This window comes from Streptomyces sp. CA-288835 (assembly GCF_050936385.1).
In the GTDB taxonomy this organism is placed as follows: Bacteria; Actinomycetota; Actinomycetes; order Streptomycetales; family Streptomycetaceae; genus Streptomyces.
Genome location: NZ_JBNJMW010000001.1, coordinates 6,951,419 through 6,975,468, shown reverse-complemented (window position 1 = coordinate 6,975,468; position 24,050 = coordinate 6,951,419). Strand labels below are relative to the sequence as shown.

Below are 24,050 nucleotides of genomic sequence, written 5' to 3'. Positions count from 1 at the left end.
AGGCACAGGACGTAGGTGCGGCGAGGGCGAGAGCCCTCGCCCTCAAGACCAGCGGCCCGTGCGCCCCAGCAGCAACGCCGTAGCCGCCGTGCCCGCCGTCGACGTACGGAGCACGCTGCGGCCCAGCCGGTACGCCCCCGCCCCCGCGTCCGCGAAAGCCGCCAACTCCTCCGGAGACACGCCCCCTTCGGGCCCCACCACGAGCACGATCGAGCCGGAGGTGGGGAGTTCGGCGGTGGCGAGGGGGTCGCTCGGGTGGGAGCGGTCCTCATGCAAGACCGCTGCGAAGTCCGCTGTGGTGAGGAGTTCGGCGACCTGCTTCGTCGTCATCGGGTCCGTGATGTGGGGGAAGCGGACTCGGCGTGACTGTTTGCCCGCCTCCCTCGCCGTCGCCCGCCATTTGGTGAGGGACTTGAGGCCGCGCTCGCCCTTCCACTGCGTGATGCAGCGGGCGGCGGACCAGGGGACGATCTCGTCTACGCCCGTCTCCGTCATCGTCTCGACGGCGAGTTCGCCCCGGTCGCCCTTCGGTAGGGCCTGGACGACGGTGATACGGGGCGTCGGCTCCGGCTCCTCTTGGGTTTCTTGGAGTTCGGCGAGCACCAGACGGTCCTTGCCCTCGGCCGCCTTCACCACGCCTTCCGTCCAGCGTCCGCGGCCGTCCGTGAGCACCACGTCCTCGCCCGGGCGGAGTCGTTTCACGGACACGGCGTGCCGTCCCTCGGGGCCGTCGAGGACGAACTCCGGGCCCGTCGGCACCGCGTCCACCACGAACACCGGCGCGGTCATCAGCCGGCACTCCCGCCGGGCAGCGCCGCCAGGGCCGCCTTCGCCTCGGCGATCTCGTCCGCGAGCACCTCGACCAGCTGCTGTGCCGGCAGATCGCGGGCGAGCCGGTGTCCCTGCCCGGCCCACAGCGCCATCCCCTGCGCGTCCCCCGCCTTGGCCGCCGCCTTGCGCAGGCCGGAGGTGAGGTGGTGGATCTGGGGGTACGCGGCGGGGGCGTACGGGCCGTGCTCGCGCATGAAGCGGTTCACCAGGCCGCGGGCCGGGCGGCCGGAGAAGGCGCGGGTCAGCTCCGTACGGACGAAGAGGGGGTTGGTGAGCGCCTGCTTGTGCAGGGCGTTCGCGCCGGACTCGTGGGTGGCGAGGAAGGCCGTGCCGAGCTGGGCGGCGGTGGCGCCCGCGGCGAGTGCGCCGGCGATCTGGCCGCCGCGCATGATGCCGCCGGCCGCGACGATCGGGATCTGTACGGCCTCGCGGACCTGCGCGATCAGGGAGAGCAGTCCGATGCCGGCGCCGTCCGTCTCGGGGTTGTCGCGGTGGGTGCCCTGGTGGCCGCCCGCCTCGACGCCCTGCACGATCACCGCGTCGGCGCCCGCCCGCTGCACGGCCTGCGCCTCCTCGACGGTGGTCGCGGTGACCATGGTGAACGTTCCGGCGCGGGCGAGGGAGTCCAGGACCTCGCGCGTGGGGCAGCCGAAGTGGAAGGAGACGATCGGCGCGGGGTTGTCGAGGAGTACGGCGAGTTTGGCGTCGTAGCCGTCGTCGCGTCCGCTGTCTGGGTCGCCCAGCTTGGTCTCGTACCAGGCGGACTCGCCGGCGAGCTGGTTGGCGTAGACCTCGACGGCGGCGGGGTCGGCGTACTCGGGCTGCGGCATGAAGAGGTTCACGCCGAAGGGCCGGTTCGTCGCCCCGCGGAGTTGCTTGATCTCCTGGTACATGCCGTCGGCCGTTTTGTAGCCGGCGGCGAGAAAACCGAGCCCCCCTGCCTCGGACACGGCCGCGGCGAGCTGCGGCACGGAGACGCCGCCCGCCATCGGGGCCTGCACGATCGGAAGGGGGAAAAGATCGGTCAGCGCGGAGGACATGACGGCATGTTGTCACGTCGCTCCAAGAGGACCGAATCCGGCCTTCCGCCCGGCATACGCCAGAGGAATGGGCGCCGGTCAGCAGGTACGGCGGAGGCCTCCGGGCACGAGATCAAGCCGTGCTCAGAGGCCTCCGGAAGCGTGCGAGAAGGACCCGCCGTCAGCGCCCGTTGAACGCATCCTTGAGGCGCGAGAACAACCCTTGCTGCCCAGGCTGGAACTGCCCCGTAGGCCGTTCCTCCCCCCGCAGCTTGGCCAGCTCGCGCAGCAGCCGTTCCTGCTCCACGTCGAGCTTGCTCGGGGTCATGACCTCGACGTGGACGATGAGGTCGCCGCGACCGCCGCCGCGCAGATGCGTGATGCCGCGGCCGTGCAGCGGGATCGACTGGCCGGACTGCGTGCCCGGGCGGATGTCGACCTCCTCCATGCCGTCGAGCGTCTCCAGCGGAACCTTCGTGCCGAGCGCCGCCGCGGTCATCGGGAGGGTGACCGTGCAGTGCAGATCGTCGCCGCGTCGCTGGAAGGCGGGGTGCGGGACCTCGTGGATCTCGACGTAGAGGTCACCGGCGGGCCCACCGCCGGGGCCGACCTCGCCCTCTCCGGCGAGCTGGATCCGCGTGCCGTTGTCGACACCGGCCGGGATCTTCACGGTCAGTGTCCGGCGGGAGCGTACGCGTCCGTCGCCCGCGCACTCCGGGCACGGGTTCGGTACGACCGTGCCGAAGCCCTGGCACTGCGGGCAGGGCCGGGACGTCATGACCTGGCCGAGGAAGGACCGCGTGACCTGCGAGACCTCACCACGGCCGCGGCACATGTCACACGTCTGCGCCGAGGTCCCCGGAGCCGCGCCCTCACCGCTGCAGGTGGTGCAGACGATGGCCGTGTCGACCTGGATGTCCTTCGTCGTCCCGAAGGCCGCCTCGTCGAGCTCGATCTCCAGGCGGATCATCGCGTCCTGGCCGCGCCGGGTGCGCGAGCGCGGGCCGCGCTGGGACGCCGTACCGAAGAACGCGTCCATGATGTCCGAGAAGTTCCCGAAACCGCCCGCGCCGAATCCGCCCGCGCCACCGCCGGCCGCCTGGGACAGCGGGTCACCGCCGAGGTCGTAGACCTGCTTCTTCTGCGGGTCCGACAACACCTCGTACGCGGCGTTGATCTCCTTGAACCGCTCCTGCGTCTTCGGATCGGGATTGACGTCCGGATGCAGCTCGCGTGCGAGCCTCCGGAAGGCCTTCTTGATCTCGTCCTGTGACGCATCGCGGCGCACGCCGAGTACGGCGTAGTAGTCCGTGGCCACTTACGACTCCGCCAGGATCTGTCCGACGTACCGTGCCACCGCTCGTACCGCTCCCATCGTTCCCGGGTAATCCATGCGGGTCGGTCCGACCACGCCGAGTTTGGCTACTGCCTCGCCGCCCGAACCGTAACCGACAGAGACGACCGACGTGGAGTTGAGTCCCTCATAGGCGTTCTCATGACCGATCCGCACCGTCATGCCCGAATCGCTTGCCTCACCAAGGAGTCTGAGCAGGACGACCTGCTCCTCCAATGCTTCCAGAACGGGCCGGATCGTGAGGGGAAAGTCATGTCCGAAGCGAGTGAGATTGGCGGTGCCGCCAATCATCAGCCGCTCCTCGGTCTCCTCGACGAGCGTCTCCAGGAGGGTGGAGAGCACCGTCGAGACCGTGCCGCGGTCCTCGGCCTCGAAGGCCTCCGGCAGGTCCTGCACCAGGTTCGGGACGTCCGTGAAACGGCGGCCCGCGACCCGGCTGTTCAGCCGCGCGCGTAGATCCGCCAGCGACGTCTCCCCGAACGGCGCCGGGCAGTCGATCATGCGCTGCTCGACCCGTCCCGTGTCCGTGATCAGTACGAGCATGACGCGCGCCGGAGCCAGCGACAGCAACTCCACGTGCCGCACCGTCGAGCGCGTCAGCGAGGGGTACTGCACCACGGCGACCTGCCGGGTGAGCTGCGCCAGCAGTCGTACGGTCCGGCCCACCACGTCGTCCAGATCAACGGCGCCGTCGAGGAAGTTCTGGATCGCCCGTCGCTCGGGCGCCGTCATCGGCTTGACGCCCGCGAGCTTATCGACGAACAGGCGGTAACCCTTGTCCGTGGGGATGCGTCCGGCGCTGGTGTGCGGCTGCGCGATGTAGCCCTCGTCCTCCAGCGCCGCCATGTCGTTACGCACTGTCGCCGGCGAAACCCCGAGGCTGTGCCGCTCCGTGAGCGCCTTGGAACCCACCGGCTCTTCCGTGCCCACGTAGTCCTGGACGATGGCGCGGAGCACTTCGAGCCTGCGTTCACTGAGCATCGCGCACACCTCCAGCTGGTCTCCCGTGTTCTTCGCTTGGCACTCAGCGCGCAAGAGTGCCAGCATCCCGGCTCAAGTGTACGGCCGTGGGGTAGCGCCCCGGCAAGGGCGGACGTGAGCCGCCGATCCGAGGTGTACGGGCATGTCCTGCTCTGTCGGGGACATACAGCTAGCGTCGTTGCATGACGGTGACTTGGGAAGAGTCCGCGCGATGCTGAACACGGTCTGGGCGGAGGCGGGGTGGGAGGAGCTGGCCCCCGGGGTCGGTCGGTGCCGTCTTCCCGGGTGGGACTGCACGGTCGGGCTCGTGATCGGCGAGGGCGCGGCGCTCCTGATCGACGCGGGGTCGAGCGTGCGGGAGGGCGTACGGCTGCGTACGGAGGCGCAACGGCTCCTCGCGGGTGGCAGGGTGACCCACCTCGCGCTCACGCATCCGCACTTCGACCATGTCCTCGGGGCGGCGGCGTTCGCGGGGGTCGAGGTCTTCGGGGCGGTGGGCGTGGACAAGGTGCTCGATGACGACCGCGATGAGCTGCGCGCGGATGCGGTGCGCAACGGTGCGGATCCGCGCGAGGCGGCGGAGGCGGCGGATCTCCTCGTCCGGCCGCGGCATCTGGTGTCTGGCGAGTGGACGCTGGACCTGGGGGGCGGGCGACAGGTGCTGCTGGCGAATGTGGGGCCGGGGCATACTCCTCACGATCTGGCGGTGCTGGTCCCCGCCGGGCCCGGCGGCCCTGGCAGGCCCGGCAGCCCCGGCGGACCTGGTGCGGTCCCCTCCCCGGAGGCGCTCGAGGCCCGCGAGGTCGTCTTCTGCGGCGACCTGGTCGAAGAGTCCGGCGAACCGCAGGCCGGCCCCGACGCCGTACCGTCCCACTGGCCCGCGGCCCTGGACCGGCTGCTGGCCCTGGGCGGCGAGGACGCGGTGTACGTCCCCGGACACGGTGCCGCGGTGGACGCGGGCTTCGTCCGGGCCCAACGGGACGCGCTGGCAAGGCGTTTCGGGGTGTGACGAAGGTCGTATCGGTATCGTCTGCCGAATGCGCCAGTACTCACCGGATCTGACCCCTCCCTGGAAGAAGCCCAAGCCGGTACCGGAGGTCCCGGCCGAGCCCGGCCTCGTCGTCGAGGAGCCCGGCACCGGCTTCTGCGGCGCCGTGATCCGCTGCGAGGCGGCAACGGTCACGCTGGAGGACCGCTTCGGCAAGCACCGGGTGTTCCCGCTGGAGCCGCGCGGGTTCCTGCTGGAGGGGCGGGTGGTGACGCTCGTACGTCCGTCGTCGGCGCCGGTACGTCCCACGCGTACCGCCTCCGGCTCGGTGGCCGTCCCCGGCGCCCGCGCCCGCGTGGCCCGTGCCGGGCGGATCTACGTGGAGGGGCGCCACGACGCGGAACTGGTCGAGAAGGTGTGGGGCGACGATCTGCGCATCGAGGGCGTGGTCGTGGAGTACCTGGAGGGCATCGACGACCTCCCGTCGATCGTGGCCGATTTCGACCCTGGCGCCGATGCCCGCCTGGGCGTCCTGGTCGACCACCTGGTGCCCGGCAGCAAGGAGTCGCGTATCGCGGAGGCGGTGACGAGTGAGTACGCGCTGGTCGTCGGGCATCCGTACATCGACGTCTGGGAGGCGGTGAAGCCGTCGTCGGTGGGGATTGAGGGGTGGCCCCGGGTCCCGCGCGGGCAGGACTGGAAGACGGGGGTGTGCCGGGCGTTGGGGTGGCCGGAGAACACGGGGGCGGCGTGGGGGCGGATCCTTGGCTCGGTGCGCTCGTATCGGGACTTGGAGCCGGAGCTCTTGGGGCGCGTGGAGGAGTTGATCGACTTCGTCACGGCGGCGGAGTGACTTTCTCGGCCGTGAACGGCCGAGCTTGTGTACTCGGTCTTTCACACCTTGTCGCGCTCCCGACTGCCCCCTACGGCGGGACGGTCACGGGTCGCATCTCCCACTAACGGCCAGGCCAGTTGCAGGACGGGCATGGTGACGAATGCCCACGCCGAGCGTGCGCGGTTGCGCACGTTGACCCCGGCGACGTGGTCGGCGGACCTAGCGAGGCCGCACCGACGACAACGGAAATGGTCCCGGTCGGGCCGTTGGCCCGCCCGGTGTGCCCGCAGCGGGGACAACGCTGCGAGGTGTGGGCCCGCATCCACCTCCGTCGGAACGCCGACGGGCGACGCCTGGCTCACGCTGCGGCGTAGTCGGCGAGCGAAGGCTCCAACAGGCCGAAGGCGCTGTCCGCCTCCGCGATGACGGTGGCGGAGATCCGGACGTTGTCCTGGCCGGTGAGGGTGAGTTCCTGGATGCGCTGGAACAGGGTGCGGTGCACGGCGCCGAGCAGGGCGGCGGCGGTGCGGGGGGTGATGTCGCCGCGGGGTGTGCCGGTGGCGTCGGCCAAGGCGTCTGCCAAGGCGGCCTCTCGCAGGTCGTGCAGGTCGCGCAGTCGGGCGGAGAGGGTGGGGCTGTCGGCGATCATGCGGGCGAAGTCGGGGCCGGAGAACCCGGCGACCGGGTCGGCGTCCGCGGCCGCGTCGGCGAAGGCGCGGCGCAGGGCCGCCAGGGCCGACTCGCCGGCTTGACGGCCGGTCACCGTACCGGCCAGGGAGGCGGTGAAGGCGTCCTGGTGGTCCAGGGCCAGGTCCTCCTTGCGCGGGAAGTAGTTGGTCACCGTCTTCTTCGCCACCCGCGCGGCGGCGGCGATCTCGGCGATGGTGGTCCGCTCGAAACCCTGGGCGAGGAACAAGCCGGTGGCGACGTCGGAGATGAGCTGCCGGGTCTCCTGCTTCTTGGATTCCCGCAGGCCAGCAGGGGGTGCGGACGAAATGGCGTCAGTAGTCATGGAGCAATCTTACCCTCGTAGTATTTTTATGTTGACATCCTCGAGCGGACCAGCCTAAGTTTACATCCGTTGCAAGTTTCCTCCGAAGCGAAGAACGGATGTGCCCATGCTCGAACCCCCCCTGTCGCCCTTCGGATCGCGCCCGTCAAGATCGGCCCGGTCCTGACCGAGCGCGACAACCGCGCCCCGGCTCTGCCCCGCGGCAATCAGCGTTCCGCCCGCGCTCTGCCCGCACCCGCCCGGCGGGTCCCCCCGAAGGCCCGCAATCTGCCGCGCCGCTCCGGCTACTGACCCGCACTCACCCGGCACCTGTACCTCCGCCTCCCGGAATCCAATGAGGAGAAGCACCTTGCAGATCACCGCGTCCACCGTCTCACTCACCGTCGACGACGTCGCCGCGTCCCAGCGGTTCTTCACAACACACCTCGGCTACGTCGAGCAGGCCGCCGCCGATGGATTCGCCTCCCTGTCGCGCGACGACGCCGCGATGGACATCGTCCTGCTCGCACGTGGCACCGAAGTGCTGCCGGCCGACCAGCGTGACCAGCACGCCTCCGGCCTGATCCTCGCCTTCACCACCACCGGTATCGAGCAGGAGGAGAAGCGGCTGCGCGCCGAGGGCGTCGAGATCACCATGCCGCTGCGCGAGGAGCCCTGGGGCGAACGCCTCTTCCAGGTCACCGACCCCAACGGCGTGATCGTCCAGTTCGTCGAGTGGGTCACCCCGTCCGGCCCCGAGAACGCCTGACAGCCCACCGCGTCAGGCCGATCCGCGCCATGCCCCGGCAACGCCCGGCCCGGACCGTGTGCGACATCCCGCAACTCGGCAGAGGACCTCAACCTTGTCACCTGATCCGACCACCGTTCACCCGCTGCCCGCCCACGACCGCGTGGTGTTCCTCAAACCGCTGGTCATGTCACCGACCATCGCCGTGGGTGAGTACACCTACTACGACGATCCGAACGGCGCCACGGACTTCGAGCACCGCAACGTCCTTTACGCCTACGGGCCGGAGCGTCTCATCATCGGCAAGTACTGCGCGATCGCCTCGGGAACCACATTCCTGATGGCCGGTGCCGAGCATCCGGCGATGGGGGTGTCCACGTACCCGTTCACCATGTTCGGCGGCCGGTGGGCCGAGCAGACCCTGGACATCGTCATGGCCATGCCCAGCCGCGGCGACACGATCGTCGGCAACGACGTCTGGTTCGGCTACCAGGCGACCGTCATGGCCGGCGTGCGGATCGGCGACGGCGCCATCATCGCGGCCGGCGCCGTGGTCACCGCCGACGTTCCGCCCTACACGATCGTCGGTGGCAACCCGTCCAGGCCGATCCGGCAGCGCTTCGACGACGCCGACATCGAGCGGCTGCTGCGCGCCGCGTGGTGGGACTGGCCCGCCGACCTGGTCACCGAACACGCCCGCACCATCATGGCCGGAACGCCGGCCGACATCGAATGCATCGCCGCCAGGAACCGCTGACCCGAAACCCGATGACCGCGGTCTCTCCTGCGGAGACCAGACCGGAGAGAGTGCCCGTGAAGTACGCGCTGGTGATCTTTGAGACCGAGGAGTCGCGCCGCAGCATCCAGGCCGACCGGGACGCCTACCGCAAGGCGTACGAGACCTGGATCGGCCAGGTCGCGGCGGGCGGCAAGCTGGCCGGCGGCGAAGCCCTCGAGACCGAGCGCATCGCCCCGGTGACCGTGCGCAAGGCATCCGACGGTTCGCTGCAGGTGACCGAAGGTGCTGCGCAGGCGGGCGAGGAGACCCTCGGCGGCTGGTTCGTGCTCGAGGTCGCCGACCGCGAGGAAGCCGTCGAACTGGCCAAAGGGCTGCCCACCCCGGAGACGATCGAGATCCGCCCGATCCTCGAATCCGCCTGACCGGGGTCGGGGACTGACCCCGGGGGCGCAGCACCGGCCCACGGGGTCGCTGCGGTCGTGCCCGTACTGGTTGGTGCCGCCGACTTTCCCGCTCGGGCGGCCGGGAGGGTGCGTACGCGCGGGCGGTGTGCCGACCATGTGGCCGGTGCTGCCGTGTAGGCGGCCGCTTCGATGGCGGCCAAGCCCCGACCGCTACGTCGAATGGTGTGACACCACGGTCCGGTAGGAGCCCACTTCAAGGCGGAGCAGCCTCCGGCCCGCGCGGAGGACGCTGAGGCCGCGCTGGTTCTGCTCGCCCTGGTTCGTCGCATGCTCGACGACGGCGAGCGACGGCTGATCGACATTGCCCGCGAACGCAAGGTCACCTGGCCCCGGATTGCTCTGGCTCTCGGCCTCGGCCAGCCCCAGGGTGCGCAGCAGCGCCGGAAGCGGTGGAAGCCGATGACTCGCTGCTCGACCCTGCCCGGCGTACGTCAAGGTCCTGATCCGTCGGCTGGCGGCCGCGGTTCGCAGCGGGCGCAGACCGCCGCCGACCGGGGTAGAGGCGCGGAAGCTGTAGCGGCCGAGCACGTTGAGGTTCGCGCGCTTGAGCGGGGAGACGCGGGCGACGTCCTCGTCCAGGACGTCCTGCTCGCGCTCCTCGGCTGGCAGCGCCCGCAGCCCCTCCGGCATTTGAGGAGCGCAGGTGCGGGGGCTGGCCCACGAAATTGGATCCGGGGCTGGCCCTCGGGGATGGGACGGGTTGGGGCGGCGGGGGCGGAACCCTTCAGTCCACCAGGTCCCGCACCACCGCATCCGCCAGCAACCGCCCCCGCAGCGTAAGAACCGCCAGCCCCTCCCCGTACGGCCCGGCTTCGAGAAGCCCCTCGGCCAGCGCCCGCCGGGACGCGGCGAGGCCGTCCGGCCTCAGCAGGGACAACGGGCAGCCCTCCCGGAGCCGCAGCTCCAGCAGGATCCGCTCCACCCGCCGGTCCTCCTCCGACAGGAGCTCCCGCCCGGCGCCCGGCGACCTACCCTCCGCCAAAGCCCCCGCATACGCCCCCGGATGCTTGACGTTCCACCACCGCACACCCCCCACATGGCTGTGCGCCCCTGGCCCAGCCCCCCACCAGTCGGCCCCCCGCCAGTACAACTCGTTGTGCAGACACCGCCCGGCCCGCGACGTGGCCCAGTTCGACACCTCGTACCACTCGAACCCGGCCCCCGCCAGCACCTCGTCCGCGATCAGATACCGGTCCGCGTGAACGTCGTCATCCGTCATCGGAACCTCACCGCGCCGGATCCGCCGCGCCAACTGCGTCCCTTCCTCGACGATCAACGCGTACGCCGACACATGATCCGGCCCGGCCCCCAGAGCCGCCTCCAACGACGCCCGCCAGTCGTCATCCGACTCCCCGGGCGTGCCGTAGATCAGATCCAGGTTCACATGCGAGAACCCCGCCGCCCGCGCCTCCGCGACGCACGCCTCGGGCCGCCCCGGCGTATGCGTACGGTCCAGCACCTTGAGCACATGCTGCCGCGCACTCTGCATCCCGAACGAGATCCGGTTGAAGCCCCCGGACCGCAACGCGGCCAGATACGACGGATCCACCGACTCCGGATTCGCCTCCGTCGTGATCTCCGCGTCCTCCGCGAGCCCGAACTCGTCCCGGATCGCCCCCAGCATCCGTACGAGATCATCGGCGGCGAGCAGAGTCGGCGTACCGCCACCGACGAAGACCGTACGGACGGGCCGGGGGTCGTCGCCCAGGACCTTGCGAGCCAGCCGCACCTCGTCGATCAGGGTCGAGGCGTAGTTGTCGCGGGACGCGAGGACGCCTCCACTCCCCCGCAGCTCGGTCGCGGTGTACGTGTTGAAGTCGCAGTAGCCGCAGCGCGTCGCGCAGTACGGCACGTGCAGATAGAACCCGAGGGGGCGCGCGGCGGCGCCCGCCAGGGCGTGCGCGGGCAGCGTCCCGTCGTCGGGGACGGGCTCACCGTCGGGAAGTGCGGAAGGCATGCCTTCCATTGTCCAGCACCCCCGGCACCGACTACGCCGTCTACTCCGCCTGCAGCACCAGCAGCGCCAGATCGTCCTCCGGCGGCTTCGGCCCGAATTCGTGCACCAGTCGCCGGATCCGCTCGGCGATCAGCTCGGCGCTCAGGCCCGCGCAGCCGCTGAGGACAGTGGCGAGCCCCTCGGAGTCGTCGAACTGCCGGGCCCCGCTCCTCCGCTCCGTCACCCCGTCCGTGACGCACAGGAGACTGTCGCCGGGGCGCAGTTCGAAGCTCCCGTACGTGTACGTGGCGTCCTCGAAGACGCCGAGCAGCGTCTGCGGCTGGGCCACCTCGGTGAGCACCGTTCCGCAGGGTTCCAGGACCAGCGGCAGCGGATGGCCGGCGGAGGCGATGGTGCAGTGCACGCCGCCGTCGTGGGGGACCAGCTCGCCGTACAGCAGGGAGAGGAACCGGTTCTGCGGGCCCTCGTCGGCGAGGCCGGGAGCGCCGGCCGCCACCAGGGAGCGGGCCGCGGCGTCCGCGGCCTCGGTCGCGTCGTCGAGGAGCAGCTGATTGAGGCGGTCGAGCACGTCGGGGACCTCGTACCCCTCGCGGGCGAGCAGCCGCAGCCAGGGCCTGGCGAGGCCGATGACGACGGCTGCCTCGGGTCCCTTGCCCTGGACGTCGCCGAGCGCGAAGCACCAGCGTCCGTCCCCGGCCGGGAAGAGGTCGTAGAAGTCACCGCTCGGGCCGCCCTTGTCGCACGGTTCGTAGACGAGCGCGCTGCGTACGCCGGGTATTTCGGCGACCGCGCCGGGCAGCAGGCCACGCTGCAGTACGCGGCTGATGGTGGCCTGTCGCGCGTACTGCCGGGCCGCTCCGATGGCGAGCGAGACCCGGCGGCTGAGGTCCTCGACGAGCCCGGTGATCTCGTCGGGGAAGCGGACGAGCCCCGTCCGTCCGATGACGAGCGTGCCGAGCGGCCGGCCGCCCGCGATCAGCCGGTACGCGAGTGCCGTACCGCTGTCCGCGCCCGCGCCGAGCGCCTGTCCGGGCCAGGGGACGGGGACGGGGCTGGAGCCCGCCGAGTCGGGTACGCGCGGCGGGTCCTTCTCCAGGAAGAGGCGCAGTTCCTCGATGCGGTTCTCGCTGCCGTGCCAGACGCGGGCGAGGCGTGGCCCGCCGGTCAGGCCACCGTCGGGCCGGCCCGGGGTCTCGTCCTCGAGCCACACCGCGCACCAGTCGGCGAGCCGCGGCACGAGCAGCTGCGCGGTGAGCGCGGCGACCAGGTCCTCGTCGAGCTGCCCGGCCAGCAGGTCGGAGGCTTCGGCGAGGAAGCAGAGGGCGCCGCGATTGAGCCATTCCTTGTCGTGCAGCGGTACGCCGCGCCGGGGTGCGGGGGTGAGGATCTCGGCGGCCCGCACCCCGCGCAGGAGGGCGCGTTCACCGTCGTACGCCTCTGGCCCGGCCGTCTCCTCGACGGGCGCGACCCCGGCAACGGGCAGCCGGGCCCACACGATCTTGGTGCCGGTGCGGTACGTGATGCCCCACGACTCGGCGAGCGCGGAGACGAGCCGCAGACCACGCCCGTACTCGGCGCTGTCGTGCGGCCGCTCGACGCCGTCGCCGCGCACCACGCGCGCGGGATGGTGGTCGGCGACCTCGATGACGAGCACACCGGCGGCTTCGGCATCACTTTCGGCCACGTCGGCAAACTCGGCGAGCCGCGCGGGCTCGGCGAACCCGGAGTTCTCGGCGAACCCGGCGTTCCCCACGAACTCGCCGTCCTCGGCGGGCTCGGCGGGCTCGGCGGGCTCAAGGCGCGTCCGGAGTTCTACGTCCGTGCCGGCGTGCACCACCGCATTGGTGACGAGTTCGCTGACCACGACCACGGCCTCGTCGACCAGCTGGTCGGTGATAAACTCGACGCCCGGCAGGGCAAGTTCGGTCCACTCGGCGAGCGCGGTGCGGACGAAGCGGCGGGCGGCTCCGGGCGCGAGAGGGTTGCCCGGCAGCGACGTACGCGCGGTCGGGCGCGGGCGCTCAGGTGCATCAGGAGCACGGGACATGCTCCCCCGTCGCGTTGGTATGGGCCCCACTGTGCGGCTCCCTGAGCAGTTGGACGATTAGGCCTCAGGCGGCATCGACAGAGTGACAGACTGACCCCGCCCATAAGCGTCGAGTTACCGAAGTGGGCTCGCATGAGTGAGAACAGTGCTACGCAAGTGCTCGAAGACGGACAGATTCGAGCATCCGATCTGCGTCCTCTGCTCGCTGCCATGACCGCTGCCCGCGACGGTGACTTCACGAAGGTGCCGGAGTCGGGGCAGGGGCTGGTGGCCGAGCTCAACGCCGTGTTCAACCAGATCATGGGCCGTGACGCGCACTTCAACTCCGAGGTGCAGCGCGTCCGTCGGGAGCTGGTGCGCCACGGCCGGCTCGACGAACGGCTCTCCGCGAGCCCCGGTCAGGGCCAGTGGACGACCAGGGTCGACGACGTCAACCAGCTGCTCGACGCGCTGGTGGCCCCCGCCGCGAACGCGACCCGCGTACTGGACGCGGTGGCCGGCGGCGATCTGACGCAGCGGGTCGACCTGCATGACGGGAACCGTCAACTCCGAGGCGATCTGCGCCGGTTGGGGCGAGCCGTCAACAAGATGGTCGATCAGCTGTCCCTGTTCACCGGAGAGGTGACCCGGGTCGCGCGCGAGGTCGGCACCGAGGGACGGCTGGGCGGTCGCGCCAAGGTGACGGGCCTGTCTGGGAGTTGGCGGGATGTGACCGAGGCCGTCAACACGATGGCGTCCCGGCTGACCGCGCAGGTGCGCGACATCGCCCTGGTGACGACGGCGGTGGCGCGGGGCGATCTGACCCGCTCGGTGACGGTCGAGGCGACGGGCGAGCTGCTCGAGCTGAAGCTGACCGTGAACACGATGGTCGACCAGCTCTCCGCCTTCGCCGACGAGGTCACGCGAGTGGCCCGCGAGGTGGGCACGGAGGGCCAGTTGGGCGGTCGCGCCCAGGTCCGTGGCGTATCGGGCGTCTGGAAAGACCTCACCGACAACGTCAACTTCATGGCGTCCAACCTGACCAGTCAAGTCCGAAATATCGCCCAAGTCACCACAGCCGTGGCCAACGGCGACCTCAGCCAGAAGATCACGGTCGACGCCCAGGGCGAGATCCTCGAACTGAAGTCGACCATCAACACGATGGTCGACCAGCTCTCCGCCTTCGCCGACGAGGTCACCCGTGTGGCCCGCGAAGTCGGCACCGAAGGAAACCTGGGAGGTCGCGCTCAGGTCCGTGGCGTATCGGGCGTCTGGAAAGACCTCACCGACAACGTCAACTTCATGGCGGACAACCTGACGTCACAGGTACGGAACATCGCCCTCGTCTCGACCGCCGTGGCCCAGGGCGACCTCGGCAAGAAGATCACGGTGGAGGCGAAGGGCGAGATCCTGGAGCTGAAGTCGACGATCAACACGATGGTGGACCAGCTCTCCGCCTTCGCGGACGAGGTCACCCGTGTGGCCCGCGAGGTCGGCACCGAGGGCAACCTGGGAGGTCAGGCCCAGGTCCGTGGCGTATCAGGGGTCTGGAAAGACCTCACCGACAACGTCAACTTCATGGCGCTCAACCTGACGTCACAGGTGCGGAACATCGCGCAGGTGACCACGGCCGTCGCGAACGGCGACCTGTCCAAGAAGATCACCGTCGACGCCCGCGGCGAGATCCTCGAACTCAAGGACACCGTCAACACGATGGTGGAGCAGCTGCGCGCCTTCGCCGACGAGGTGACCCGGGTGGCCCGCGAGGTCGGCACGGACGGGCGGCTCGGCGGACGTGCCCAGGTACTCGGCGTCTCGGGCGTGTGGCGGGACCTGACGGACAACGTCAACTACATGGCGGACAACCTCACTTCGCAGGTACGGAACATCGCTCAGGTCGCCACCGCCGTGGCCCAGGGTGACCTCTCCAAGAAGATCGACGTGGACGCGCGCGGCGAGATCCTGGAGCTGAAGACCACGATCAACACGATGGTGGACACCCTGTCGTCGTTCTCGTCCGAGGTGACGAGGGTGGCCCGCGAGGTGGGTTCCGAGGGCCAACTCGGCGGTCAGGCAAGGGTCGAGGGCGTGTACGGCACCTGGAAGCGCCTGACGACGAACGTGAACGAACTCGCCTCCAACCTCACCACCCAGGTCCGCGCGATCGCCGAGGTGGCGTCCGCGGTGGCCCAGGGCGACATGTCCCGCTCCATCTCGGTGGAGACCCGCGGCGAGGTCACCGAGCTGAAGGACAACATCAACCTGATGGTGGCCAACCTGCGCGAGACGACCCGCGCGAAGGACTGGCTGGAGTCGAACCTCGCCCGCCTCGCCGCCCTGATGCAGGGCCACCGGGACCTGATGGAGGTCGCCGACCTGATCCTGCGCGAGCTGACGCCGCTGGTGAACGCACAGTACGGCGCGTTCTATCTGGCCGACCCCGACGAGGACAGCCCGGCGCTGCGAACTGCCGTGCCTGCCAAGGGGCTTGCCTTCATCGCCGGGTACGGAGCGGCGCAGGGCGCGACCGTGGAGACCGGCGGGCTCCCGGTGCACGGACTGGTGGCGCAGGCGGCCCGCGAGAAGAAGCGGATCCTCGTCGAGGAGGCCCCGCCGGACTACATCAAGATCAACAGTGGTCTGGGCGAGGCGTCCCCGGCCAGCGTCGTCATCATTCCGATCCTCTTCGAGGACAAGCTGCTCGGCGTGGTCGAACTGGCCTCGTTCTCCCGCTTCTCCGATGTCCACCTGGCGTTCTTCGACCAGTTCGTGAACACCATCGGTGTCGCGATCAACACCATCATCGCCAACTCGCGTACGGAGTCCCTGCTCGGCCAGTCCCAGCAGCTGGCCACCCAGCTCCAGGACCGCTCCGACGAACTACAGCGCCAGCAGGCCAAGTTGCAGCGCTCGAACGCCGAACTGGAGGAGAAGGCGGCTCTCCTGGCGACGTCCTCCCAGTACAAGTCGGAGTTCCTGGCGAACATGTCGCACGAGCTGCGCACCCCGCTGAATTCGCTGCTGATCCTCGCCCGCCTGCTCTCCGACAACCCGGACGGCCATCTCTCCGACCAGGAGGTGCAGTTCGCGTCCACGATCCACCGTTCGGGCTCGGACCTGCTCCAGTTGATCAACGACATCCTCGACCTGTCGAAGATCGAGGCCGGCCGGATGGACGTACGCCCGAAGAAGCTGCCGCTGATCAAGCTGCTCGACTACGTCCACGCCACGTTCCGGCCGCTCACCATCGACCGGGGGCTCGCCTTCGAGGTGGCGGTCGGCGAGGACGTACCGCGCGAGATGTACTCGGACGAGCAGCGCCTCCAGCAGATCCTGCGCAATCTGCTCTCCAACGCGATCAAGTTCACCGCGAACGGCCGGGTCGAGCTGCGCGTCAACCGCATCAAGGACCCCGAGCACCGCTACACACGCGGCGAGCACGACGACGTGATCGCCTTCGAGGTGACGGACACCGGCATCGGTATCGCGCCGGAGAAACTCCCGGTGATCTTCGAGGCGTTCCAGCAGGCCGACGGCACCACCAACCGCAAATACGGCGGCACAGGCCTTGGTCTGTCCATCAGCCGCGAGATCGCCGGACTGCTCGGCGGCCGCATCATCGCCGAGAGCCAGCCCGGGAAGGGTTCCACCTTCACGCTGTACGTCCCTGTCGCCAGCCCCGGCAACGCCGCGACCGGTCCCGTACCCGAGGAGCGCCAGTCGCCCGTACCCGAGCAACTGTCCACCGAGTCCACCGCCGAGTCCACCGAATCCGCCGAGTCCATCGGGTCGTACACCGCGCACGACACGGACGACACCTGGCCTACGCCCACCAAGCTGGAGGAGTGGAAGGCGGGCCGGGCGGGTCAACTTCTGCCGGGGCGCAGGGTGTTGATCGTGGACGACGACATCCGCAACGTCTTCGCTCTCACGCACGTCCTGGGCCGGGTCGGCATGCCGGTGCTGTACGCGGAGAACGGCCGCGAGGGCATCGAAACGCTGGAGCGCAACCCCGATGTCGAACTGGTCCTGATGGACATCATGATGCCGGAGATGGACGGTTACGAGACCATCGCCGCCATCCGCCGCACCCCACGCTGGGCCGGCCTGCCCATCGTCGCCCTCACCGCCAAGGCGATGCCCGGCGACCGCGAGAAGTCCATCGCCCGCGGCGCCAACGACTACGTACCCAAGCCGGTGGACGTCGATCAACTGCTGACCGTCGTCTGCGCCCTCCTGAACCCGGCCGGAGAAGACGACGGACCAGACGACGAAGAAGGCGACGATGCGGAGGCGGAAGGACGCGGCGAGGAGCCGGAAGCCGTCGGCCCCGCCCCCGTCCCGTCGCCGAACGACTGAGGCAGGCAGACGATCACCATGAGTACTGAGGCATCGACCGGCGAGCGCGCCAACATCCTCCTCGTGGACGACATGGAGGACAACCTGATCGCGCTGGAGGCGGTCCTGGGCTCCCTCAACGAGCCGCTGATACGGGCCCGTTCGGGCGAGGAAGCGATGAAGGCGCTGCTGCGGCAGCGGTTCGCCGTAGTGCTGCTCGACATCCGCATGCCGGGCATGGACGGCTTCGAGACCGCCGCGAACATCAAGCGGCTGGACCAGACCAAGGACGTCCCGATCATCTTCCTGACGGGCACGGACGCCGACTCCGGCTACGCCTTCCGCGGCTACGCCACCGGCGCCGCCGACTACCTCACCAAGCCCTTCGACCCCTGGGTCCTAAGAGCCAAGGTCACAGTCTTCCTGGACCTCCACCGAAAGAACCGCCAACTGGAACGGATGCTGGCACAGCAACGGGCCCACGGCGCACAGGTGAACGCCAGCTTGGACGCCCTGGAGAAGCAACTGACGGAGGCTTCCCCGGACTTGGCGGGGGTGCGCAGGCAGGTGAGAGACCTACGGGCATTGGTGAAGGGCAACGGCGCCGTGTGAGAGGCCGTAGGCCTCTTAGGGGCGCGGGGCTGTATCAATTTGCGGCTCCGCCGCGTGGGCGCGACCAGCGGCCCCTTTAGGGGCGCGGGGAACTGCGCGACCAGCCACGTACAACCCGCAGCCAACAGCCGAACGCAGTTCCCCGCCCTTCCTGGAGGAAACGCCCGCTGAAAACGCCCTGCTTACGCCTCGCGAGAGCCCGCGTACATCTCCTCGATCAACCCCTTGTACTCCCGCTCAACAACCGGCCGCTTCAACTTCAGACTCGGCGTCAGCTCGCCATGCTCAATGTCGAGGTCCCGCGGCAGAAGCCGGAACTTCTTGATGGTCTGCCACTTCTGAAGCCCTTGGTTGAGCTGCTTGACGTACCCGTCAATGAGCTCGACCGTCGCGGGGTCGGCGACGACCTCGGCGTACGACTTGCCCTCCATACCGTTCTCCTTGGCCCAGCCGAGGATGGACGGCTCGTCGAGCGCGATGAGCGCGGTGCAGAAGTTCCGGTCAGCACCGTGCACGAGGATGTTGGAGACGTACGGGCACACCGCCTTGAACTGGCCCTCGACCTCGGCCGGCGCGATGTACTTGCCGCCGGACGTCTTGATGAGGTCCTTCTTGCGGTCGGTGATCTTCAGATAGCCGTCGGGCGACAGCTCGCCGATGTCACCGGTGTGGAACCAGCCGTCCGGCTCCAGGACCTCGGCGGTCTTGTCGGGCAGCTTGTGGTAGCCCTCCATGATCCCGGGCCCGCGCAGCAGGATCTCGCCGTCGTCCGCGATCCGCACCTCGCAGCCGGGCAGCGGCTTACCCACGGTGCCCGTGCGGTACGCCTCCCCCGGGTTCACGAAGGAGGCGGCGGACGACTCGGTCAGTCCGTAGCCCTCCAGGATGTGCACGCCGGCGCCGGCGAAGAAGTAGCCGATGTCGGGCGCGAGCGCGGCCGATCCGGAGACGCAGGCGCGCAGATTGCCGCCGAAGGCCTCGCGCAGCTTGGAGTAGACGAGCGCGTCCGCGATCTTGTGCTTGGCTCCGAGTCCGAAGGGCACGGAGGCCGTACCGGTCCTGCGGAAGTTGTCCTGGCTGACCTTCGCGTACTCGCGCGCGACTCCCGCCGCCCACTGGAAGATCTTGTACTTGGCGCCGCCACCGGCGCGGGCCTTGGCCGCGACGCCGTTGTAGACCTTCTCGAAGATGCGGGGCACGGCCGCCATGTACGTCGGCTTCACCACCGGCAGATTCTCGATGATCTTGTCCACCCGGCCGTCGACAGCGGTGACGTGCCCGACGTCGATCTGCCCGGACGTGAGCACCTTGCCGAAGACGTGCGCGAGCGGCAGCCACAGGTACTGCACGTCCTCGCCGCTGATCAGACCGGTCGCGGAGGTCGCCTTCGCCATGTACGACCAGTTGTCGTGCGGCAGCCGTACGCCCTTGGGGCGGCCGGTGGTGCCGGAGGTGTAGATCAGCGTGGCGAGCTGGTCGGAGGTGATCGCGCCGACCTTCTCCTTGACGAGGTCGGGGTTCTTCTCCAGGACGGCGGCGCCGCGCTTCTCCAGCTCGGCGAGGGTGAGTACCCAGTCGCCCTCGTCCTGGGAGGAGTCCACGCCGGTGCCGTCGATGACGATGACATGGGTCAATTCGGGAAGTTCGGCCCGCTTCTCGCGCGCCTTGGCGAGCTGTGCGGCGTCCTCCGCGATCAGGACCTTGCTCTCGGAGTCGGAGAGGATGAAGGCCGACTCCTCGGCGTTCGTCTGCGGGTAGACGGTCGTCGTCGCCGCACCCGCGCACATGATGCCGAGGTCGACGAGGATCCACTCGACCCGGGTGGCGGAGGACAGCGCGACGCGCTGCTCGGGCTGGACGCCCAGTTCGATCAGACCCGCGGCGATGGCGAAGACCCGCTCGGCAGCTTGCGCCCAGGTCAGCGACTTCCAATCGTCCGGGCCTTCGCCCGATGCGGGGGGTACGGGGTAGCGGTAGGCCTCGGCGTCCGGTGTGGCCGCCACGCGCTCCAGGAAGAGGGCCGCCACGGACGGCGGACGGTTCTCGATCAGGGTTTGTGTGTCGCTCACGACATCCTCCGGGCCCGCGACAGTGTGCGGCTGGCTCTTTGCGGCTGTTGTGTCACTCGCGGCCGCTGTTTAACTCGCGAGTAACCATCGATGGGTGATCAGAGTAGAGCGGGACTCGCCAGTGCGTAAGGGGCGGCGAGCTGTCACTTCCTACGAGACTCCTACGCTGAGCGAACCTACGCATGCGTACGGGCCCGTCGCGCCGAAATGCGACGAGCCCGCATTCTTCCCCAGTTTCCTGGGGTAACAGTGGTCGGCTTACCCGGAACGACGTCTCCTACTTCTTGCCCCTGCCGGAGGTCGCGCTCTCGTCGCTGGCCAGCACCGCGATGAAGGCCTCTTGCGGAACCTCCACAGAGCCCACCATCTTCATCCGCTTCTTGCCTTCCTTCTGCTTCTCCAGCAGCTTCCGCTTACGCGAGATGTCACCGCCGTAGCACTTGGCGAGGACGTCCTTGCGGATGGCGCGGATGGTCTCGCGGGCGATGACCCGGGAGCCGACGGCCGCCTGGACAGGCACCTCGAAGGCCTGCCGCGGGATGAGCTCGCGCAGCTTGGCGACGAGCCGCACGCCATATGCGTACGCCTGGTCCTTGTGGGTGATCGCGGAGAACGCGTCCACCTTGTCGCCGTGCAGCAGGATGTCGACCTTGACGAGTGAGCTGCTCTGCTCGCCCGTGGGCTCGTAGTCGAGGGAGGCATAGCCGCGGGTCTTGGACTTCAGCTGGTCGAAGAAGTCGAAGACGATCTCCGCGAGCGGCAGCGTGTAGCGGATCTCGACGCGGTCCTCGGAGAGGTAGTCCATGCCGAGCATGGTGCCGCGACGGGTCTGGCACAGCTCCATGATCGAGCCGATGAACTCGCTCGGGGCGAGAATCGTGGCGCGTACGACCGGCTCGTACACCTCACTGATCTTCCCCTCGGGGAACTCGCTCGGGTTCGTCACCGTGTGCTCGACGCCGTCCTCCATGAGCACGCGGTACACCACGTTCGGCGCGGTGGCGATCAGGTCGAGCCCGAACTCACGCTCCAGCCGCTCCCGGATCACATCCAGGTGCAGCAGCCCGAGGAAGCCGACGCGGAATCCGAAGCCGAGGGCGGCCGAGGTCTCCGGCTCGTAGACCAGCGCGGCGTCGTTGAGCTGAAGCTTGTCGAGAGCGTCACGCAGCTCGGGGTAGTCGGAGCCGTCCAGCGGATACAGGCCCGAGAAGACCATCGGCTTCGGGTCCTTGTAGCCGCCGAGCGCCTCGGTCGCCCCCTTGCTCAGGGTGGTGATGGTGTCACCGACCTTGGACTGGCGGACGTCCTTCACACCGGTGATGAGGTAGCCGACCTCACCGACTCCGAGGCCGTCGGCGGAGAGCATCTCCGGCGAGTTGGTGCCGATCTCCAGCAGCTCGTGCGTGGCGCCGGTGGACATCATCCGGATCCGCTCGCGCTTGTTGAGCTGCCCGTCGATGACTCGTACGTACGTCACGACGCCGCGGTAGGAGTCGTAGACGGAGTCGAAGATCATGGCGCGCGCCGGGGCGTCCTTCACGCCGACGGGCGCGGGGACCTGCGCGACGACCTTGTCCAGCAGGGCCTCGACGCCGAGTCCCGTCTTGGCGGAGACCTTGAGGACATCGCCGGGGTCGCAGCCGATGAGGTGGGCGAGCTCGTCGGCGAATTTCTCGGGCTGCGCGGCGGGCAGATCGATCTTGTTCAGTACGGGGATGATCGTGAGGTCGTTCTCCATCGCCAGGTAGAGATTGGCGAGGGTCTGGGCCTCGATGCCCTGAGCGGCGTCGACGAGCAGGATCGTCCCCTCGCACGCGGCGAGCGACCGGGACACCTCGTACGTGAAGTCCACGTGCCCCGGAGTGTCGATCATGTTGAGGATGTGGGTGTTGCCCTTGTCCTCGGTCGGGGCCCAGGGCAGCCGGACCGCCTGGGACTTGATCGTGATGCCGCGCTCGCGCTCGATGTCCATACGATCGAGGTACTGAGCGCGCATCTGCCGCTGCTCGACCACACCGGTCAGCTGGAGCATCCGGTCGGCGAGCGTGGACTTGCCGTGGTCGATGTGCGCGATGATGCAGAAATTGCGGATCAGAGCCGGGTCGGTACGGCTCGGCTTCGGCACATTGTTAGGGGTCGCGGGCACGCAGGGTCCTGATTCTTGAGATATCCGCAGGGGTCAGCGGCTCGGGTTCGGATCGATACGTAGGTTCCATGGTCCCACGGGCGGGGACCGGCCACGGGTTTGGGCCGGTAGGACTACGGCTGCTAGTCTGAGCAGCTGTGTCTCATGCACTTTGGGGTGCCCCTTGAAGGGCTCTCTGCGGAGCCCTCTTGGGAGACACAGACGGCTCTGCCGGGTCACCGGTGGGCCACTCGAAGATCAATCACCGGCGTGTGAGGCTGGCCCTCGTGCGCCTGAACCTGAAAAGGCTCATTCGTGGCGAACATCAAGTCCCAGATGAAGCGGATCAAGACCAACGAGAAGGCGCGGCTGCGCAACAAGGCCGTGAAGTCCTCGCTGAAGACCGCGATCCGCAAGGCCCGTGAGGCCGCTGCCGCGGGTGACGTCGAGAAGGCCACCGAGCTGCAGCGCGTTGCCGCGCGTCAGCTCGACAAGGCCGCCTCGAAGGGCGTCATCCACAAGAACCAGGCCGCCAACAAGAAGTCGGCGCTTGCTTCCCAGGTCGCTTCCCTCAAGGGCTGAACCTGTAACGATCACTTGATTTGATCGCCGGAAGGACTCGAGCGGGCCCTCTCTCTTCCGCTCCCGACCGGCACCCCGACTCGTACGCGGCCTGCGTTCGCCACGCGGGTACGAGTCCTCAGCTTGAACCGAAGGCCCCGCTTTCCGCCCTTCCCCAGGGCGGAACGCGGGGCCTTCGGCTTGGGCTGGGCGGCGTTGGGTTTCCCTGTTTCGAGACCTGGGGGGAGCGGCCCCTTAGGGGCGCGGGGCTGTATCAATTTGCGGCTCCGCCGCGTGGGCGCGACCAGCCACAAACGACCCGCAGCCGCCCGCGAACCGAACCCACCACCCCCGTAGGGCCTACCGCACTCCGCGCGGAGCGCTCCGCGCCGCCCGGGCGATCGCAACAACCGCCTTCTCGAGGGCGTACTCGGGGTCATCGCCCCCACCCTTGACGCCCGCGTCCGCTTCCGCCACCGCCAGGAGGGCCGCGGCGACGCCGTCCGGCGTCCAGCCCCGCATCTGCTGCCGCACCCGGTCGATCTTCCACGGCGGCATCCCGAGCTCTCGGGCCAGGTCGGCCGGACGCCCCCCACGCGCGGAGGACAACTTGCCGATGGCCCGCACCCCTTGCGCCAGCGCGCTGGTGATCAGCACCGGCGCGACCCCCGTCGACAAGGACCACCGCAGCGCCTCCAAGGCGTCCGCCGCCCGCCCCTCTACGGCCCGGTCGGCGACGGTGAAGCTGGAGGCCTCGGCCCGCCCGGTGTAGTACCGCCCGACGACCGCGTCGTCGATCGTTCCCTCGACGTCCGCGACCAGCTGCGCCACGGCGGACGCCAACTCCCGCAGATCACTCCCGATCGCATCGACAAGGGCCTGACACGCCTCGGGCGTGGCCGACCGCCCGAGCGTACGGAACTCACCGCGCACGAAGGCCAGCCGGTCCGCCGGCTTGGTCATCTTGGGGCAGGCGACCTCCCGCGCTCCCGCCTTCCGCGCGGCATCGAGCAGCCCCTTGCCCTTGGCCCCGCCGGCATGCAGCAACACCAGCGTGATCTCTTCGGCGGGCGCACCGAAATACGCCTTCACGTCCTTGATCGTGTCCGCCGACAGATCGTGCGCACCCCGCACGACCACGACTTTCCGCTCGGCGAAGAGCGAGGGACTCGTCAGCTCGGCGAGCGTCCCCGGCTGCAACTGGTCCGAGGTGAGGTCCCGTACATCCGTGTCCGGATCGGCGGCCCGCGCGGCGGTCACCACCTCCCGCACGGCGCGGTCGAGCAGTAGGTCCTCCTGCCCCACGGCGATCGTGACGGGGGCGAGTACCTCTGCCGGGTCTGCGGATTCAGTCTTCCTGGCCATCGCGCTCAAGCATCCCACGCACCACTGACAACGACCCTCGGCTGAGG

19 protein-coding genes are annotated in these 24,050 nt (G+C 69.3%); 8 read left to right on the top strand and 11 right to left on the bottom strand.

The genetic code is table 11. The features are described from left to right. Nucleotides 1-42: 42 nt before the first annotated feature. From ACQEVY_RS31585 to hrcA, 4 genes are all read right to left on the bottom strand, one after another. Nucleotides 43-789, bottom strand: a complete 747-nt coding sequence (locus ACQEVY_RS31585) for a 16S rRNA (uracil(1498)-N(3))-methyltransferase (protein WP_432952765.1) — start codon at nucleotides 787-789, stop codon at nucleotides 43-45. Further along, on the bottom strand, nucleotides 789-1,871 hold the full coding sequence (locus ACQEVY_RS31580; RefSeq protein ID WP_432952764.1) for a nitronate monooxygenase: 1,083 nt from the start codon (nucleotides 1,869-1,871) through the stop codon (nucleotides 789-791). Before ACQEVY_RS31580 ends, ACQEVY_RS31585 begins: the two co-directional genes overlap by 1 nt. Nucleotides 1,872-2,031: 160 nt before the next feature. Further along, entirely contained in the window at nucleotides 2,032-3,168 is a 1,137-nt protein-coding gene (dnaJ, locus tag ACQEVY_RS31575) for a molecular chaperone DnaJ (protein ID WP_328771655.1), read from the bottom strand. Next, complete coding sequence (hrcA, locus tag ACQEVY_RS31570; protein WP_328771654.1) at nucleotides 3,169-4,185, bottom strand: heat-inducible transcriptional repressor HrcA; 1,017 nt, start codon at nucleotides 4,183-4,185, stop codon at nucleotides 3,169-3,171. 214 nt (nucleotides 4,186-4,399) lie between these two features. On the opposite strand from hrcA, the gene ACQEVY_RS31565 reads away from it, so the two are divergent. After that, nucleotides 4,400-5,194 carry an MBL fold metallo-hydrolase gene (locus tag ACQEVY_RS31565; RefSeq protein WP_432955496.1) on the top strand — a complete coding sequence of 265 codons (795 nt, stop codon included), beginning with the start codon at nucleotides 4,400-4,402 and terminating at the stop codon, nucleotides 5,192-5,194. A gap of 28 nt (nucleotides 5,195-5,222) precedes the next feature. Beyond that, on the top strand, nucleotides 5,223-6,026 hold the full coding sequence (locus ACQEVY_RS31560) for a DUF3097 domain-containing protein (protein WP_432952763.1): 804 nt from the start codon (nucleotides 5,223-5,225) through the stop codon (nucleotides 6,024-6,026). 340 nt (nucleotides 6,027-6,366) lie between these two features. Here the strand turns inward: ACQEVY_RS31560 and ACQEVY_RS31555 are convergent, their stop codons facing one another. Then, nucleotides 6,367-7,020, bottom strand: coding sequence for a TetR/AcrR family transcriptional regulator (locus tag ACQEVY_RS31555; RefSeq protein WP_432952762.1), 654 nt, complete (start codon nucleotides 7,018-7,020; stop codon nucleotides 6,367-6,369). A gap of 349 nt (nucleotides 7,021-7,369) precedes the next feature. Between ACQEVY_RS31555 and ACQEVY_RS31550 the strand changes: the two genes are divergently transcribed. The 3 genes from ACQEVY_RS31550 to ACQEVY_RS31540 all read left to right on the top strand — a co-directional run bounded on the left by ACQEVY_RS31550 (nucleotide 7,370) and on the right by ACQEVY_RS31540 (nucleotide 8,908). Continuing rightward, nucleotides 7,370-7,768, top strand: coding sequence for a VOC family protein (locus tag ACQEVY_RS31550; RefSeq protein WP_432952760.1), 399 nt, complete (start codon nucleotides 7,370-7,372; stop codon nucleotides 7,766-7,768). Nucleotides 7,769-7,862: 94 nt separating this feature from the next. Beyond that, a complete protein-coding gene (locus tag ACQEVY_RS31545) occupies nucleotides 7,863-8,504 on the top strand; it encodes a CatB-related O-acetyltransferase (protein WP_432952759.1) in 642 nt (213 codons plus the stop codon). 50 nt (nucleotides 8,505-8,554) lie between these two features. After that, entirely contained in the window at nucleotides 8,555-8,908 is a 354-nt protein-coding gene (locus ACQEVY_RS31540; protein WP_432952757.1) for a YciI family protein, read from the top strand. Between the two features lie 192 nt (nucleotides 8,909-9,100). Here ACQEVY_RS31540 and ACQEVY_RS31535 read toward each other — a convergent pair whose 3' ends face one another. The 3 genes from ACQEVY_RS31535 to ACQEVY_RS31525 all read right to left on the bottom strand — a co-directional run bounded on the left by ACQEVY_RS31535 (nucleotide 9,101) and on the right by ACQEVY_RS31525 (nucleotide 12,954). Continuing rightward, a complete protein-coding gene (locus ACQEVY_RS31535; RefSeq protein ID WP_432952756.1) occupies nucleotides 9,101-9,580 on the bottom strand; it encodes a hypothetical protein in 480 nt (159 codons plus the stop codon). A gap of 94 nt (nucleotides 9,581-9,674) precedes the next feature. Next, entirely contained in the window at nucleotides 9,675-10,907 is a 1,233-nt protein-coding gene (gene hemW, locus ACQEVY_RS31530; protein WP_432952755.1) for a radical SAM family heme chaperone HemW, read from the bottom strand. A 40-nt stretch (nucleotides 10,908-10,947) separates the two neighbouring features. Further along, nucleotides 10,948-12,954, bottom strand: a complete 2,007-nt coding sequence (locus ACQEVY_RS31525) for a SpoIIE family protein phosphatase (protein ID WP_432952754.1) — start codon at nucleotides 12,952-12,954, stop codon at nucleotides 10,948-10,950. Nucleotides 12,955-13,164: 210 nt separating this feature from the next. On the opposite strand from ACQEVY_RS31525, the gene ACQEVY_RS31520 reads away from it, so the two are divergent. Both ACQEVY_RS31520 and ACQEVY_RS31515 read left to right on the top strand, forming a co-directional pair. Continuing rightward, nucleotides 13,165-17,292 (top strand): HAMP domain-containing protein, encoded by a 4,128-nt coding sequence (locus tag ACQEVY_RS31520; protein WP_432952753.1) that lies wholly within the window; start codon nucleotides 13,165-13,167, stop codon nucleotides 17,290-17,292. Between the two features lie 18 nt (nucleotides 17,293-17,310). After that, nucleotides 17,311-17,883, top strand: a complete 573-nt coding sequence (locus ACQEVY_RS31515; RefSeq protein ID WP_328771649.1) for a response regulator — start codon at nucleotides 17,311-17,313, stop codon at nucleotides 17,881-17,883. 182 nt (nucleotides 17,884-18,065) lie between these two features. On the opposite strand, the gene ACQEVY_RS31510 is transcribed toward ACQEVY_RS31515, so the two are convergent. Both ACQEVY_RS31510 and lepA read right to left on the bottom strand, forming a co-directional pair. Then, nucleotides 18,066-19,952, bottom strand: a complete 1,887-nt coding sequence (locus ACQEVY_RS31510; RefSeq protein WP_432952752.1) for an AMP-dependent synthetase/ligase — start codon at nucleotides 19,950-19,952, stop codon at nucleotides 18,066-18,068. A gap of 277 nt (nucleotides 19,953-20,229) precedes the next feature. After that, nucleotides 20,230-22,098 (bottom strand): translation elongation factor 4, encoded by a 1,869-nt coding sequence (lepA, locus tag ACQEVY_RS31505; protein WP_432952751.1) that lies wholly within the window; start codon nucleotides 22,096-22,098, stop codon nucleotides 20,230-20,232. 294 nt (nucleotides 22,099-22,392) lie between these two features. On the opposite strand from lepA, the gene rpsT reads away from it, so the two are divergent. Next, nucleotides 22,393-22,659: a 30S ribosomal protein S20 gene (gene rpsT / locus ACQEVY_RS31500; protein WP_432952750.1), complete on the top strand. Its 267-nt coding sequence runs from the start codon at nucleotides 22,393-22,395 to the stop codon at nucleotides 22,657-22,659. A 339-nt stretch (nucleotides 22,660-22,998) separates the two neighbouring features. Here the strand turns inward: rpsT and holA are convergent, their stop codons facing one another. Further along, the gene (gene holA, locus ACQEVY_RS31495; RefSeq protein WP_432952749.1) at nucleotides 22,999-24,003 is read right to left on the bottom strand and encodes a DNA polymerase III subunit delta; all 1,005 of its coding nucleotides are present in this window, start codon (nucleotides 24,001-24,003) and stop codon (nucleotides 22,999-23,001) included. Nucleotides 24,004-24,050 lie beyond the last annotated feature (47 nt).